The 15,580-nt window shown below is 43.3% G+C and carries 15 protein-coding genes, 1 tRNA gene and 1 pseudogene; 6 read left to right on the top strand and 11 right to left on the bottom strand.

What is annotated here, in order from left to right; translation table 11 throughout:
* Positions 1-19: 19 nt before the first annotated feature.
* Together BTA31_RS21185 and alr are read right to left on the bottom strand one after the other, a co-directional pair.
* Positions 20-937, bottom strand: coding sequence for a class I SAM-dependent methyltransferase (locus tag BTA31_RS21185; RefSeq protein WP_076794059.1), 918 nt, complete (start codon positions 935-937; stop codon positions 20-22).
* Positions 938-1,113: 176 nt separating this feature from the next.
* Positions 1,114-2,295 carry an alanine racemase gene (alr, locus tag BTA31_RS21180; RefSeq protein ID WP_076794057.1) on the bottom strand — a complete coding sequence of 394 codons (1,182 nt, stop codon included), beginning with the start codon at positions 2,293-2,295 and terminating at the stop codon, positions 1,114-1,116.
* A 342-nt stretch (positions 2,296-2,637) separates the two neighbouring features.
* On the opposite strand from alr, the gene BTA31_RS21175 reads away from it, so the two are divergent.
* Both BTA31_RS21175 and BTA31_RS23470 read left to right on the top strand, forming a co-directional pair.
* The gene (locus BTA31_RS21175) at positions 2,638-3,819 is read left to right on the top strand and encodes an oxalate decarboxylase family bicupin (RefSeq protein WP_076794055.1); all 1,182 of its coding nucleotides are present in this window, start codon (positions 2,638-2,640) and stop codon (positions 3,817-3,819) included.
* Between the two features lie 344 nt (positions 3,820-4,163).
* Positions 4,164-4,378: pseudogene (locus BTA31_RS23470) on the top strand (YolD-like family protein).
* A gap of 129 nt (positions 4,379-4,507) precedes the next feature.
* Here the strand turns inward: BTA31_RS23470 and BTA31_RS21165 are convergent.
* Both BTA31_RS21165 and azlC read right to left on the bottom strand, forming a co-directional pair.
* Positions 4,508-4,840, bottom strand: coding sequence for a branched-chain amino acid transporter permease (locus BTA31_RS21165; RefSeq protein ID WP_043928485.1), 333 nt, complete (start codon positions 4,838-4,840; stop codon positions 4,508-4,510).
* Complete coding sequence (gene azlC / locus BTA31_RS21160; RefSeq protein ID WP_076794052.1) at positions 4,837-5,547, bottom strand: azaleucine resistance protein AzlC; 711 nt, start codon at positions 5,545-5,547, stop codon at positions 4,837-4,839. Before azlC ends, BTA31_RS21165 begins: the two co-directional genes overlap by 4 nt.
* 171 nt (positions 5,548-5,718) lie before the next feature.
* Between azlC and BTA31_RS21155 the strand changes: the two genes are divergently transcribed.
* Positions 5,719-7,107, top strand: a complete 1,389-nt coding sequence (locus BTA31_RS21155) for an aminotransferase-like domain-containing protein (RefSeq protein WP_076794050.1) — start codon at positions 5,719-5,721, stop codon at positions 7,105-7,107.
* A 178-nt stretch (positions 7,108-7,285) separates the two neighbouring features.
* Here the strand turns inward: BTA31_RS21155 and BTA31_RS21150 are convergent.
* Positions 7,286-7,358, bottom strand: a tRNA-Ala gene (locus BTA31_RS21150).
* Between the two features lie 113 nt (positions 7,359-7,471).
* Positions 7,472-8,458 (bottom strand): ADP-ribosylglycohydrolase family protein, encoded by a 987-nt coding sequence (locus tag BTA31_RS21145; RefSeq protein WP_076794047.1) that lies wholly within the window; start codon positions 8,456-8,458, stop codon positions 7,472-7,474.
* A 257-nt stretch (positions 8,459-8,715) separates the two neighbouring features.
* On the opposite strand from BTA31_RS21145, the gene BTA31_RS21140 reads away from it, so the two are divergent.
* Both BTA31_RS21140 and BTA31_RS23125 read left to right on the top strand, forming a co-directional pair.
* Complete coding sequence (locus tag BTA31_RS21140) at positions 8,716-8,925, top strand: zinc ribbon domain-containing protein (protein ID WP_003184724.1); 210 nt, start codon at positions 8,716-8,718, stop codon at positions 8,923-8,925.
* A gap of 22 nt (positions 8,926-8,947) precedes the next feature.
* Positions 8,948-9,121: a hypothetical protein gene (locus BTA31_RS23125; protein ID WP_165569714.1), complete on the top strand. Its 174-nt coding sequence runs from the start codon at positions 8,948-8,950 to the stop codon at positions 9,119-9,121.
* A gap of 20 nt (positions 9,122-9,141) precedes the next feature.
* Here the strand turns inward: BTA31_RS23125 and BTA31_RS21135 are convergent, their stop codons facing one another.
* Positions 9,142-10,623 (bottom strand): alkaline phosphatase family protein, encoded by a 1,482-nt coding sequence (locus BTA31_RS21135; RefSeq protein WP_076794045.1) that lies wholly within the window; start codon positions 10,621-10,623, stop codon positions 9,142-9,144.
* A 16-nt stretch (positions 10,624-10,639) separates the two neighbouring features.
* Complete coding sequence (locus BTA31_RS21130; protein ID WP_076794043.1) at positions 10,640-11,773, bottom strand: MGDG synthase family glycosyltransferase; 1,134 nt, start codon at positions 11,771-11,773, stop codon at positions 10,640-10,642.
* A gap of 99 nt (positions 11,774-11,872) precedes the next feature.
* Between BTA31_RS21130 and BTA31_RS21125 the strand changes: the two genes are divergently transcribed.
* Positions 11,873-12,421 carry a YkoP family protein gene (locus tag BTA31_RS21125; RefSeq protein WP_043927727.1) on the top strand — a complete coding sequence of 183 codons (549 nt, stop codon included), beginning with the start codon at positions 11,873-11,875 and terminating at the stop codon, positions 12,419-12,421.
* Between the two features lie 45 nt (positions 12,422-12,466).
* Here BTA31_RS21125 and BTA31_RS21120 read toward each other — a convergent pair whose 3' ends face one another.
* The 3 genes from BTA31_RS21120 to BTA31_RS21110 all read right to left on the bottom strand — a co-directional run bounded on the left by BTA31_RS21120 (position 12,467) and on the right by BTA31_RS21110 (position 15,472).
* A complete protein-coding gene (locus BTA31_RS21120; protein WP_043927729.1) occupies positions 12,467-13,282 on the bottom strand; it encodes a metallophosphoesterase in 816 nt (271 codons plus the stop codon).
* Between the two features lie 130 nt (positions 13,283-13,412).
* A complete protein-coding gene (locus tag BTA31_RS21115) occupies positions 13,413-14,243 on the bottom strand; it encodes an undecaprenyl-diphosphate phosphatase (RefSeq protein WP_043927731.1) in 831 nt (276 codons plus the stop codon).
* Between the two features lie 83 nt (positions 14,244-14,326).
* Positions 14,327-15,472: an AI-2E family transporter gene (locus BTA31_RS21110; RefSeq protein ID WP_076794039.1), complete on the bottom strand. Its 1,146-nt coding sequence runs from the start codon at positions 15,470-15,472 to the stop codon at positions 14,327-14,329.
* Between the last annotated feature and the right edge of the window lie 108 nt (positions 15,473-15,580).

Raw genomic sequence — 15,580 nt, 5'->3', positions numbered from 1 at the left:
CGTTTTTCTTGATTCGTGTTTATTTTTTCACGGCATGAATGTAATGAATCGTTTCAAAGGCTGACAGCTCGTCTTTTCGATTTTTAAAATAACGCTCTTGAATATCTGACGGTGATAAGTGCTCATAAACGAGCAGTCCAGATTGCTCCAGCAAATGCTGCATTTCCTGATACGAATAGCATGACTTCATCGGTTCACCGCCTGCTGCTGCCATTTTCACCATATTTTCTACCCTGTTGGAGAAACCTTTCTCTTTAAAGAGGTTTTCATCCGCATAATCGAAAACGATCGAACTCCCTGAAGGTAGGTCAGCCATTAATTCCCCGAGCAGTTTTTCGGTTTCTTCCTTTGTTAAGTAGTAAGAAACGCCTAAAAAACTGAAAAATGTTTTTTTGTTAAAATGAAAACCCTTATCAGCCAATTCTTGATAAGAAAACGACTTGGCAAAGTCCAAAGGAATAAAATGAAGGTGGTCCGGGATGTGAAAACCGGCTTTGTCCAGCCTTTCCTTTTTCAATTTCTGTGTCGCTGGGTGGTCAATTTCAAAGATATCAATTTTGTCCTTTAACTCTAGGTTCCGAAAACAAAAAGTATCCAGCCCTGCCCCAAGAATCACGTATTGTTCTGTCCCAAGCCGAATCTCATGATGCAGCACTGTTTCGCAATAAGCGGCACGGGCGAGCGGCGTCGGAGAGAGCTGAACTTGTGTGATCCATCGTAATATTTCTTCATCGTCTCCCTCGTATTTTTCCGCTATATCTTTGTTGAAGAACTGTATGCCTTGAATGAAGCTGTTTTTGATATCAGCAAATTCTTGTTTGGAAATGAGCGTTTTGGCCAGATTGTCATCAAAAATTTTTGGTTCATCATACTGACTGTGATAAGCTCTGCCAAAAGCCGAAATAAGGGACGTTACACTCGATTCATCTTTTTTCATGTCGGACACTCCTTCATAAACGCAAAAAAATAGGATTCTCCCGGCCAGGAGAATCCTATTATACACACCAATATTTAATTAGTAAATTATAGCATAAATAAATTTTTTTGTCAAGAAATTGCACTTTTTTTATTTTGATCATTGATCGAGTAAACGGCCTGTGATGTATGGGAAAACTACACGTATAACAGCGGAGTCGACTTTTTAAAGATCTTGCCGTCTCTTATATAAAAACGAGGGACGCGCCAGCTTATGGTAGATACCACTTCATAGTTAATCGTATCAAGCATTTCCGCAATTTCATCAACAGAAATCTCGGCTCCCTTTTGCCGGCCGTAAATCACGACTTCCTCTCCTTGTTTACCTTCACTCTCTCCCAGACTGACCATGATCATATCCATTGTTACTCTTCCCGCCACCGGCACTCGTCTTCCGCGATGAAGAATAAAACCGCGGTTGGAAAGTTCACGGGAATAGCCGTCAGCATAGCCGACCGGAATTGTGGCAATGACTTCCCCGCGCTCTGCAACATATGTAGCACCGTAACTAACGGTCCGCGGTTCAGTCAACATGGTTTTCACATAAGCGATGCGCGCCTTCAAGCTTAGTGCAGGCACAAGCTTAATGATATTGAGCTGTCTGATATAATCGGAAGGATATAACCCATACATTCCGATGCCTAAGCGAATCATATCAGCGCTGAATTCCGGAAAAGCGATCGCCGCAGCCGTGTTGTTCATATGCACTGTAGGCAGCTTAAAGCCTTGTTCTTTCAGAAAACGAAGAAAGCTGATAAACTTTTCGTGCTGCAGCAACGTTAACTCAGTATCCGGTTCGTCAGCTGTTGAAAAATGCGTAAAAATTCCTTCCCACCTGAGGTTTTCACTTGCCGCCAGCGCTTCCACGATTGCTAAAAGCTTTTCTTTTGTTCGTACACCTAAACGCCCCATACCGGTATCCACATTGATATGAACAGCCAGCCGGTTAGGGCCTGCTTCATTTTCCAATATCTCGTTCGCTTTTTTAATCCAGTCAACTTGAAATGCTGATAACGATATATTCCAAGCTGCCGCTTCTTTCACACAGCTAAGCGGGGTGAAACCAAGCACAAGGGTCGGCGCTTCAATCCCCGCTTTTCGTAAAACGACCGCTTCCTCCACCGAGGCAACGGCGAGCTCACTCGCACCATGTTCAAGTGCATGGCGTGCCACTTCCACCGAGCCGTGACCATAAGCGTTCGCTTTTACGACAGCCATAATCTTGCTCCTCTTCGGAATATGCCGCCGAAAGGCGCGCAAATTTTTTTTAATCGCATCAAGATTTACCTCTACCCAAACTTCCCGGCAAAGCTTTTTCATCAACGCTCCCTTCTTTCTTGTCACATAGTATTCATTTCATGTAGCCGTTCGAAAATTGCCCGGATGCTTTCTATCTCATTCTTATTCAGCTTCGGGCGAAATCATTCAGTCAGTAATCGTTAGATGATCAGTCGAAGGCAATTAGAAAAGAAATAAGCCGGATGCCGCGCCGTGCAGACTGTAAATCGAAGGTTTTCTTCTGCTGCCAAAGAAAATGCAAATCTGTCTATCTAGTTTCTTTAAAGTGTCTTATTAGGGCTCCGGTTTTTTTTCGATTTGATATATTTTCAGCGTCCGTGTCATAAATTTCGTTATACACGACCTGTGAAGGGAGCTTTCCACATGAAAAGAACAGCCGGGACTCCAGCTTGGTACAATCACGTGCCGCATCCAATAAGAAACGATGGTGCGGGCGCGACCGATTTTGGCCCCCGCGACGTGATGCGGGATCTAGAGAATCCCGACATGTTCGTTCCTCCAAAAACAGATGCCGGAGCAATCCCTAATTTAAAGTTTTCTTTTTCAGACACACATATGCAGTTAAATCATGGCGGCTGGTCCCGTGAAATAACAGCCCGGGAACTGCCGGTATCAACGACGATTGCCGGTGTCAATATGCGGCTGACGCCAGGCGGGGTTCGCGAGTTGCATTGGCATAAGCAATCGGAATGGGCTTACATGATTTTAGGCCATGCGCGCATTACCGCCGTCGATCAGGACGGCCGAAACTTTATCGCCGATGTCGGCCCCGGAGATTTGTGGTTCTTCCCCGCCGGAATACCGCACTCGATTCAAGGGCTTGAGGATGGCTGCGAATTTCTCCTCGTTTTTGATGACGGGAACTTCTCCGAGTTCGATACCTTCACGATTACCGATTGGTTCGCACACACACCGAAAGATGTTCTGGCCGCGAATTTCGGTGTGCACGAAAGCGCCTTCGCCCGCACCCCTGACAAACAGCGGTACATCTTCCAAGCAAAAGTGCCGGGACCGCTTGAAAACCAAAAAGTTCCGGGACCGTATGGAACCGTCCCAAAAAGCTTCGCATACTGGCTGTTTGCACAAAAGCCTATCGTAACGCCGGGCGGAACGGTACGAATTGTTGATTCTTCAAACTTTCCAATTTCGACAGCGATCGCCGCCGCACTCGTCGAAGTCAAGCCCGGCGGAATGAGGGAAATGCATTGGCACCCGAACAACGATGAATGGCAGTACTATATCTCAGGGACCGGGCGAATGACAGTATTCGCCGCAAACGGGACTGCCCGGACCTTTAATTACCGGGCGGGGGATGTCGGATATGTCCCGTTTGCCATGGGGCATTACATTCAAAATACAGGCAGAGAAAGCCTGTGGTTTTTAGAAATATTCAAAAGCAGCCGCTTCGCAGACATTTCATTAAATCAGTGGATGGCGCTGACTCCGAGAGAGCTGGTTGAAGAGCATTTGCATGCAGGCCCTGAGCTGATGAACGCTCTGCGAAAAGAAAAATGGCCAGTCGTCAAATACCGTACTGACGGATAGGCCATGAACCTAAAAAAATGGATCGCGTAAAAAAGACAACAAAAAAACCCTTGAATCATCAAGGGTTTTAAAGATGGAGCATAGCGGGCCTCTACATGGAAATCCTATCGATATGGGCGTTAAGGCTGATTTCGGGTAGATTCATTTCTATTAAAGTGCTTAAGTCCGAACTTATGGTAGATTCAAACACTTCACGGTCAGTTATTTTCGCCAGATATCCTTGAATAAAAAAGAACCTAACTTCGACTATTGGGTTCTTTTTCTCGCTGAAAAAAGAACAAAAGTTCTCACATCATCATCTTTGGGGAGATTCACAATATGATAGATGACAGAAATGGTCTGCTATGATGCTGCCAAAGCATGTCCCCTGCTCTACGAATTAGAAAGTAGCCAGAACAAAGTGAAAAAGCCGGTGCTCGACATGTCCCAAATTGAAGATATGGGAATGGTCATAAGTGAAGCAATGGAGTTTAAAAATCCAGTTCAGTTATTTCAGCCGCTTCCCTTTGTAAATTCATTACATAAAATCAGATTCCGTTGCGTGGATTCAAATTCCTAACGACTGTGCGTGCGGATGATTCTCTACTTGCTTAAAAATTCATGGTTTTGTTCATAGAGTTGATGCTCGTCTGTTTTCTTTTGCACGATTCGCAGCCTCCTTGATTTTCACAAATCGGAATCGGTGTGATCAAAAAATGACTTGCACCAACATCATATAGACAATGGTTCCTCCTGCTATGGAGAGGAGCATATTTTTCTTCCAAAAGTGAAGCAGTACAACTGCAGCTGCCCCAATCAATTCAGGGATACCGTGACTTCCAGAAATTAAACTCACATCTTTAAAACAATAAATAACCAGAAGTCCAATTACTGCTGATGGCAACACTTTGCCAAGATACTGTACATATTTCGGTGTCGGTTTGCCCGACGGGAAAATCATAAATGGAAGAAACCTTGTCAGCATTGTTCCAAGCACTACCATGGCAATGGTGATCATTTGCTGCGTTATGCTCATCGTCATACGGAAACCTCAGCTTTCTCCAATGGTTTTCTCAGAACGGTGAGCACACCTAAGATGGCAAGCATAGCAGGAATCATAAATTGGTTTCCGCCAAAAATGATAAGACTGGCTGCTGAAAGCCCAAGTCCTGTGAGAGCACTGTGGTGCTTTTTCTCTTTCATCCACTGTTCTATGAAAATCACAATAAAGAGTGCTGTCATGACAAAATCAAGCCCTTCAGTATTAAACTTTACAAAAGATCCAAAAATTCCTCCGATTGCTGCTCCTGCGACCCAATATAGATGATTAAGCAGCGTCACAAAAAACATAAACCATCCCTTGTCAACATTCGCTGGTACATCAGCTGTATAATTGATAGAAAAAGATTCATCACACATTCCATAAATCAGATAAAACTTTTTCTTTCCAGTTCCCCTGTACTTATCTAACATGGAAATTCCATAAAATAGATGACGGGCATTCACCATTAACGTTAATAAAAGAGCATTAAACGGATTGAACCCGCTTAGTAAAAAATTTGCAGCAACAAACTCCATAGACCCTGCAAATATCGTAAAACTCATAATGATCGGGTAAATTGCGCTAAACCCTAAAGAATGCATAAAGATTCCATAAGCAATTCCCAAAAACAAAAAACCGGCTAAAATCGGAATCGTATATGGGAAGGCCCAACGAAATGCAGCCCATATTTGATTTCTTTCTGTCATACAATTCACACCTCGAATGAAAAATTTTATTATAATTTAGCACATGAAATCCAAACAATAAACTAGATAATTGTATGGATTACAATTATCTTTTGTATAATAAATAAGTACATTACTAGATGCTTCACATGATAGATATGTTGTTTAGACATTAGATAATGGAGGTGTATTATGCCAGTAAACTCATTCGACAATTACCCAATGTCTTGGAAACCTGAAAGGAAGGCATTGAAGCGTCCGTTTTATGAATCAATCGCAACTTTGCTTGAAGAGGATATAAAAAACGGCTATTTAGCGCCTGGTACAAAACTGCCGCCGCAACGGGAATTGGCTGACTTTCTTGACTTAAACTTCACTACAATCACCCGTGCTTATAAAGTGTGTAAGATTAAGGGGCTGATTTATGCGGTCACTGGAAAAGGAACTTTCGTTTCTCCTAGCGCCGCTCGTTCTATTACCATTTCTAGAGATAAAATGACTAACTGTATCGATCTTGGTTTGGTTGCCTCTTTTGAAGAAACCAATGAAATTGTAGCTGAGGCGATTCAACAGGTTACGAATAAACATTATTTAGAGCAGTTACTCAATTACAACGATCCAACCGGCATTCCGCATCAAAAGACGGCAGGACTCAACTGGATGAAATCGCTCGGCATTCAAACGGACCAAGAGCATATCTCAATTGTTTCCGGTGCCCAAAATGCGCTGGCCGTTTCATTGACCGCATTGTTTGAGCCAGGAAATCGAATTGCAACTGACTTATATACGTATTCAAACTTTATTGATCTGGCAAAAATGCACCAGATTCAGCTAGTGCCGATTCTTGGAGATGAATATGGAATGCTGCCAAACGAGCTTGATAAGCAGTGTACGCAACTCAATATTCATGGCATTTTTCTGATACCCTCTTGCTGTAACCCGACTACTATTATGATGTCAGATGTTAGAAAGAAAGAAATCGCGGAAGTCATCCGCAAGCATCGTTTACTATTGATTGAGGATGATATTCATGCATTTATGACCGCAGGCATGATCTCTGATTATCAGGAGCCCATGTTCAACCTGCTTCCAGAACAAAGCGTTTATATTTGCAGCACTTCTAAGTCAATCTGTTCAGGATTAAGAGTAGCCTATATCGCCTATGGGGATGCATTACGTGAGAAAATCCTCCAGGCTATTTTTACCATTAATGTGAAAACATCTTCTTTTGATGCAGAGGTGGTAACAGAACTGATCTTATCAGGAAAGGCGCATGACATTGTTTCTCGAAAAAAACAGCTTGCTCAGTCTGCAAATGATATTTATTCGGAGTATTTTCCAGAAAAAGAGCTGAATGGACATCCTTTAAGCTTTTATCGCTGGCTTTCCATCAAAAATCTTAATGATGGGTTACAGATGGAAACAGATCTGAAAAAACACGGAATTCGTGTATTTCATTCTGACCGCTTTCTCAGCGGTTCGACAACACCTAATAAGTACCTGCGTGTTGCCCTTTCTTCTACAAAATCACTGGATGAGCTCAAAACAGGTTTAGAAAGATTAAAAAATTATTTAGGGTAATTCAGAAAGAAAGGATAAAGAAATTACCCCTTTTTAATGAATTAAATTAATCAACATACTTAACAGTTTCTAAAAACATCGGTATCGGTCACTGAAAGGTTAGCCAACAACTCATTTCGAGTCGATTTTTATAAATCACAAAAAAAAGAAACCCTTGGTGTATCAAGGGTTTCCGAGATGGAGCATAGCGGGCTCGAACCGCTGACCTCTACACTGCCAGTGTAGCGCTCTCCCAGCTGAGCTAATGCCCCGTATATTTAAGACATGATTTATTATAGATGGAATTTTGGAGAAAAGCAAGTGGTTTTTGATGTAAAAAAGAAAATGCTCTGTTAGCCGGCATTTTCTTTTTCACATAGACAATCTATCGCTCTGATGTTTCAAAGCAGAACTGAGTAAACCTTTCAGACAAATCCAGAATGTCTTCTTTCCTTGCCAAGGCCGCGATCCATTCTTCCGGGATGCTTTCCATTTGATCATACATTCCAGCCATCGTACCTGTAATAAAGGCAATTGTATCTGTGTCTTCCCCCAGGTTCACTGCTTCCAATACGGCATCAGAATAACGGGCTGAATTGAGGAAACACCACAATGCCGCTTCTAAAGAATGCACGACATAGCCGTCTGACATGATGTCTTCTCTTTTAACAGTCGCAATGTCATCATTGAGTATCCTCTTATACGCAGAAAACTCATTTTCATACTTGGTTCCTCTCAAATTCTCCAGACAAGAATGAACAGCTTGTTTATATGCCTCTTTAGGAGAATGATCAAATAAGTTTATTAAGAATTCTATATAAATGATGCATCCCAGCGTAGATCGGGGATGGCGATGTGTAATAAAGGCCCACCGTTCGATCTCAGCTTGCCTTTTTGAAAAATCGGGTTCGTTCCATAGTGTAAAAGCCAACGGAGATATTCTCATCAATGCCCCGTTTCCATTATCAAACTCAGATGCTCCGCCGCATTGTTCAATTGGAACGCCCCTTTTGAAGCGCTCGATTGCATCATCAGTGGCTCTGCCAATATCAAACATGATGCCGTATGGAGTCCAATACCCTTCTCGATACGCAGCAAACTTTTTCATCAATTCGGTCTCATCTTTTTCTTCGATCAGATTCTCCATTAAACACAAAGTAAGTGATGTATCATCTGACCATGTTCCAGGCGGCTGATTATAAGTCCCGTACCCTGTCATTCCAGTGATATTTAAGTTTCTAGCTTTAAATTCCACAGGGACGCCCAGCGCATCACCGATAATTCCGCCAAGGATAGTGGAGTACAGTCTTTTTTTAAAGTTCGATATATGTTTATCATCGTTCAACTGAAACGATATTGTTCGTCTTTTCATTTGGCACACCTGCTTTGTTAGTTAATCTTTAAAATAGGTTTATCTTACAGGATGGTCCTAGACGAATGAATAGGTTAAAAGGATTGTTTTTTGCGCCAAAAAAATAAAACCACCGGACATCAAGGCTTTTTATAAGCAAAAGGAATCAGTCTATTTTTCCTCCTCCAACTGATCATTTCCTGAGAAATATTTTCTTTTGAAGAACATTCCATTATAATGAACTTGGTTGGATTTTACATCATGAAAGGAGAAGCGCCATGCGTGAACATAAAGGATGTATCAAGTGCGGAAGCACAGATGCGGGGCAAAAAGAAATCGCGACGACCGGAACCGGCCTGTCAAAGCTGTTCGATGTGCAGCATAACCGTTTTCTCGTCGTTTATTGCAAAAACTGCGGGTATTCGGAGCTGTACAATAAACAATCTTCAACCGCCGGAAACATTCTCGACCTGTTCTTTGGAGGATGACGGCCCGAAAGGAGAAACAGTTGTGGGGGAAAAATACGGTTCATTGATTGCCATATTTATTTTGGCTTTATGTGTGCACTCCAATATCGTCGTAGAACATGCATTCTTACAGGCGATCATAAAAACAGTTTCACTATTTGTGATGATCGCTTCGGCGCTCGCAGCATTTGTTAAAGGCATCAGACAGCCGTCATAATTGCGGGGAGGGGGCTTTAGTCATTCCCCCGCTCCTTGTGATTTGACTAAGTCGAGGACCCATTCTTTTATATCGACAAGACGATTGTATGCCGGCTTTGTATCGGTTCCGGTGATGATCATGGAGACGAGGGTGTCCTGCTTATGCAATGCACCGTGGCTGGCTCCTCCGACGTGCGTCGGCGACCCTTCGCCGATAAATTCGTATCCAGGCTTTGCATTGGCGATCAAATAATCACCTTCATGCGAAAAAAATGAAGTGTACAGTCTGGCCAGCGCATCAGGAAATTTTCCGTAAGTAAGGCTGTTCCGCTCATCCGTCAAATCGAGAATGTTTAGATCCCCTTCCAGCGTCCACGTTTGTCCAAATTCATCCGTGCATTTGCCTCCTGGTCGAAATGTGAGCTTCCCGTGCTGCTCCCCTGAAACGACCTCAATTGAATCCGTTTCATTTTTCCAGCTGATGATGTCGATCCTCTCATCCTTTTGCAGAATGTCTGCGATTCTATTGAGCGGAAGCTTCGCTTTATCGAGCGAATAGATAAATGCCATTCTTTCGTTAACGGCAAGAACGATGTCGTCATCGTCCGTCACGCCTTTCTTTAATTTCACAATGCGAAAGGCGTCCAAAAGGCTTCTCAAATCAATCAAAGCTTCTTTTTTATTGCCGTTGATCCAGGCCTGTCCGTTATCCCCCATCACGATCCAAATGTGATCCTTTAAAGCGTCTTTCCATGACGGAAAGCTGTCTAAAATCTTTTGAACATGCCGGTCGGCTTTCGCCACCCCCGCTGCGTCGTTCCTCCCGTGTTTATGTACATGCTGGTCGAGATCGGGAAAATAGACGAGTGCAAGAGGCGGTACTTTGTTTGTTCGGATCAGATAGACCAATTCATTGGTTGAAAATCGGTCGTTAAAACCGAATTTTTTGAAAAGCGAGCGGTTGGCCGGATTCACTTTGGAAAAACCGCCGTACGAAAACAGCTGGGATGCGTTGATTTTGACTGACTGGTTTAATCCGGAAATCATTGAAAAAAGAAAGGGAACCTGTAAATAGCCGTCCCGGCTCCCCCTGTGCAAGAGCGCATTGATCGAGCACGTTTCAATTCCTTTTTCATCAAGCTCTTCGTGAAGCGTCTTCACTTGTTGGCTTAAATGAACCTGATTCAGATTGTAAAAGACGTCTCTGGAGGATTGTTTGATGCCTAATTTCAGAAGCTCTCGAATATGGCTGCCATAATTGATGATCCGTTTTTCCTTCGCGTTGTACCATACAAGGCCAGGCACTTTGTGGCGGTCGCTGTACACCCCTGTAAGCAATGTGCTGTCAACATTGACAGACATCGTCGGAAAAGGGCTGATCACATCAGGCACATACCGCCCGTTTTCCAGCAAATATTGCAGTCCAGGAGCCTGTCCGTTTTTCACGGCTTCTTTGAGCGGTTTATCCATTAATGAATCGATCAGCAACATGACGACTGATTTCTTGCGGCTCTCAGACATCGTTCTTCCTCCTTCCTTATACGTGAGCATTCCCTAAACCGCTCCGGTTATGAATGATCCCGTCTAAAATGTCGCTGATATCCCGGTCCGATTTTTCGCGCAAATATTGGCCAACGCTCATTTGATAGCGTCTGATGTCTTCTTCCGAACGGAAAAAGGAAAGCAGCTGCTGTTCGATCGGCTGCTGTTTTTGCTGGCTCAATTCGATGACAAGGTTTTTCTTTTTCAGGATATCAAGATTCATCTCTTCCTGGCCGGGCAGCGCATGATAGATGAAGACAGGGAGCTGTTTTTCAATGCACTCGCTGATCGTGACGCCGCCGGGCTTCGTAATAATGCCCGACGCCTCCCCGTATAAGCGGTTCATTTCAGCTTTGCTTTCGATATAAGGCAGCGCTTTAATATATGGATTGTTTAAATCATGAACATACCGGTAGAGCTTTCGGTTTTTTCCGCATAGTATTTGGTATGCGACATCCCCGTTCGGCGACAGCTCCCGCACGAGCTTAAAAATGCCGCCCACCCCCATGCTTCCGCCGGTTATGAGGATGTTGCAAAGCGCTTTTTTGTCACCGGGCTGCCCAGGCTTTGTCTCCGTTTTATAGGAACGGTGCACGGGTATTCCGGTCAGAATAATCTTTTCTTCATCAACGCCTTCTGCGATCAGCTGGTCTTTGATGTCTTTGATGGGTGCGAAATGATAATCAATCTTCTCTCTTCCCCAAATTCGGTTGACGAAAAAATCGGTATATACATTGACCACTTTCATGTCGGGAAATTGGCCTTTTAAGCGGTTCAGCAAATAGGAGGGCAATGCATGCGTACAGAACACGATATCAGGCTTTTTTTCGGCAATAATCTGCTGCATGCCTTTCAAAAAGATCAGCTCATACAAGAGGTGGCGCTTTGCCGTTTCATGGCGCCCGCACGCCAGGAGATGATAGACCGAGCTGTAGACTTTCGGAAAATACTGAATCCATGACAAATATGTCGCAGAGGAAGCTTTTTCAAGCCGCCGATAAGCATGTGAAAAAATGTCGATTTTTTCACAGTGATGGGATTTGAGGAGCAGTTCTGTCTGCAGCGAATCGGCAACGTGATGATGACCGGTGGAAATGCTTAAAAAAGGGAAAATCAGAATCTTTGTCATCTCCATCCTCCATTTCAGAAGAAAAATGTTTTCCATTTATATTTTTCAAATATCCAGCCAAAATATAAGTGTATTTTTTCAGGAAAGGAAAGTGACGACTTGAGAAACTGTTTTTTGTCAATTTGGAGTGTAATTGACCCGTTTTATTATTTTTTTTCAAGACTGACACTCATTGATCAAACGAAAACGAGCATTTTTCGCGTCCGTCTCACAAGATACAAAGGGATCGATGTGGTGTTAAGCGATGGGACGGTTATTAAGAAGAACGATGTTTTGATCAAAATTCATCTGCACAATATTAAGCTGATCAAGGAGCTTCAAAATATTGAGAGCGCTGTCAGAAGAGGCATTCTCATTTATCAAAAGGCGTACTTTTCAATGCCGATCTTGGCCGAATATGTCAAAAATCATCACCGGTCGGACCAAATTAAAGGCATCATCGGCATCACTACGCTGCATAAAGGAGTTGAGAGGCTCGGTTTTGAAGCGGTGGAGCCCGCAAACCAGTTTTACAGAGTCTTCAAGAAGCTGACGCAAATTCCGATTTTATATTTAACAACAAAGCAATTTTCTTTTCGTAAAATCCCCCCTTCCCAATATTTGTTTATCTCGAAAGAAAAATTGTTGAAGTCCTACCTTCAAAAATAACCAAAAAAGAGACTGATCTCCAAAAACAGGAGCAGCCTCTTCTTTTTATGAAATGTGATGGAACGTCACTTCCGGACGGCTTCCGATGCGGATGTTCGCCCCCGTCTGACCCAATCCCTCGCTGATATAAAACGGTTTGTCATGATGATAGTGAAGACCTTTGATCATATTCATTCGCACAAGCTTTCCCATCTTCACGAGATGATAAGGCTTCGGCCAATGAATCTGACCGCCGTGAAAATGCCCTGACAGAAGATAGTCAAAGTGAAATTCTTGCATATCAAGCACAACGTTCGGATCATGCGTCAATACAAGGTTGTACCCTTCTTTAAGCCCTTTATACGAACCGGCGATATCGCTTCGTTTCGTACTGTAATCATCAATCCCGATAATGTTGAGTGTCTCGCCTTCCATTTCAATGGAGACATGCTGATTTTGCAAGGTGATGCATCCGTTATCTTCCAGCGTACGTTTCAGCTTCCGAAAGTGTTCGCCTTTCAATACGTAGTCATGGTTGCCGAATACAGCGTACATTCCATAGGCCGGCTTCAGTTTTTTCAAAGCTTTTAAGTAGTTTGCAAGCTTTGGAATATTTCTTTTCCTATCAAGAAAATCTCCTGTTAAAGCAATGAGATCCACTCGTTTTTTATTGGCAAGTTCAAGAATCTTTTCAGGTGAAATCGAAATGTTTTCTAAATGAAGATCAGACAGATGAAGAATGTTCAGCTTTTTCTTTAAAGCGGGCGCCTGCACGCGCTCGACCGAAATCGTGTTGACTTTCACATCTTTTGTATTGTGGTTCGCTTTATATAAAATCGGCATGAAGCCTAAAATAATCAATAAACATGCGAAAATAAACATTCTATATCTCCTCCCTCTTACTAGTATAGTAAGTTGGCAGGCAGTTTTACAGTGGGAAATAATAGGATATCATTCTTTTTACCCATAACAAAACCGATTTCCAACTGGAAATCGGTTCGTATTTTTACTCTTACAGAAACAAAATGAACAGTAGAAGCCCTAAAACGATTCGGTAGATGGCAAACGGGACAAGCTTGATCTTATTGATCAGCCGGAGAAAAAAACGGACGACAAAAAGAGCGACAATAAAAGCGCTGATAAACCCTGCAATAAAGAAAGGAAACAGGTCTGCACTCAAATAGGCCCAGTTTTTGATTAAAGAGAGCAGGCTTGCTCCCATCATGATCGGAATCGCCATGATGAAGGTGAAATCGGCGGCCGCTCTGTGGCTCAAGCCGAGCATAACCCCGCCCGAAATCGTCGAACCCGAGCGCGAGAAGCCCGGCCAGAGCGCCAGACATTGAAACAGCCCCATACCGAGTGCCTGCTTATACGTCATCCGGTCAACCGAATCTGTCGTGTCCTTGCGCCGGTTGATCCAGTCGGCTGCGAGCATCAGCACCGCACCGGCGATGAGACCGACCGCAACAGTGCGTACCGAAAACAGGTATTGGTCAATATAGTCTTCAAATAAAAATCCGAGCACAGCGGCGGGAACAAGGCCTACAGCGATTTGGGCGATGGAAAGGCGGTTTCCCGTTTTCTGCTCTTCCGTAATGTTTTTCTTCACGCCTAAAAGATTGAGAATCCGGTCTTTAAATACGATGGCGACAGCAAGGATGGAGCCGAGCTGAATCACGACTTTAAAGGTATTCGCCGCCTCCGGCGTAAGCAGTTCTTTCGATTTCAGCCAGAGATCGTCAACAATGATCATATGCCCTGTTGACGAAACAGGGGCATATTCGGTTAATCCTTCAACAATTCCGAGTATGACGGCGACAAAAATATCCCAAATGTTCATATGTCATTCCTTTCGCTTCCTTAAAACTTGTCCTCTAATAAACTATTTATATCGCTTTTAAAAGCCGATTATGCAAGCGGGATTCAGACTTCTTCATTTTTTTCATAAAGGTGTGAACGCTGTTTAAACCATTCAAACAAATGCGTGACAACCACTTTGATGACCGCGTAGCCGGGGATGGCGAGAATGACGCCGATCACGCCGAACATCTTGGCTGCCGTCAGCAACACAAAGATGATCGTTACCGGATGGATGTGCAGGTTTTTTCCCATAATCTGCGGCGAAATAAATTTTCCTTCAAACAGCTGCACCACAGTCCAAACGATGATCAGCTTCACAAGCATAAACGGAGAAGTAACCAGGGCAATGATGATTGCCGGCGTAATCGCAATCGTCGGGCCGAGATACGGAACGATGCTCGTACACGCCGCTACAAGAGCCAAAAGAGAAGCATAATCAAGACCGATGATCATATATCCGATAAACAACAGGCAGCCGATACAGAAGCTGACGATGATCTGCCCCCTGATATACGAGCTCAGCCGGTGATTCATCTCCGACATCATCACATACGTCTGTTCCCGCAAGCGGACCGGTACGAGTTTTAGAATAAACAGCGGCAGTTTTTTACCGTCTTTCAATAAGTAAAACAGGATAAACGGCACAGTCACAATCGAAATCACGACTTCTGTCACGGCGCCTATGAACGTTCCCACTCCGGTAAACGTACTGTTTAAAATGGTGGTGGCTTGATCGGATAATTTGCTTGCCAAATCGGTCAGATTGATGTTCATCGTCTGCTGAACCTGATTAAAGAACTGGCTTCCGATCAGCTGTTTAATTTGGTCTTCCACAATGTGGACATACCTTGGGAAGTTATCGACAAGGCTCATGATCTGTTCCCTTAACAGCGGGATAACAGAGACGATCGAAATCGTAATCAGACCGATGATCACAATGTAGAGAAGAAGAATCGAATAAATTCTTTTCACGTTTTTCCGCTCTAGAAAATCAACGATCGGATTTAACAAGTAATAAACGACACCTGTCAGCACGACAGGCAGAGCGATGGTTTCCACAAGGACGATGAAAGGCGTAAAAATAAACGATGCTTTTGTAAATACAAGGATGTTCAATCCGATCAAGAGCAGAACGAGCAGAAACAGGACGAATTTATTGTCTAAAAAAAACTTCTTAAATCTGCCGCCCCACATATGCAAAGAGTCCATGGCGATCCTCCATTAACGTTGGTTTTATAAATTAAATTGTACACTATTACCCCTCATACTAAAAATAAAACCATTGCTATTGGTCTTTTTTTCCGCTTGCAAACGTCT

It is taken from the genome of Bacillus haynesii, assembly GCF_001969855.1.
Classification (GTDB): domain Bacteria; phylum Bacillota; class Bacilli; order Bacillales; family Bacillaceae; genus Bacillus; species Bacillus haynesii.
The sequence above is the reverse complement of the archived record's forward strand: the minus strand, read 5'-3'. Positions and strand labels throughout refer to the sequence as shown.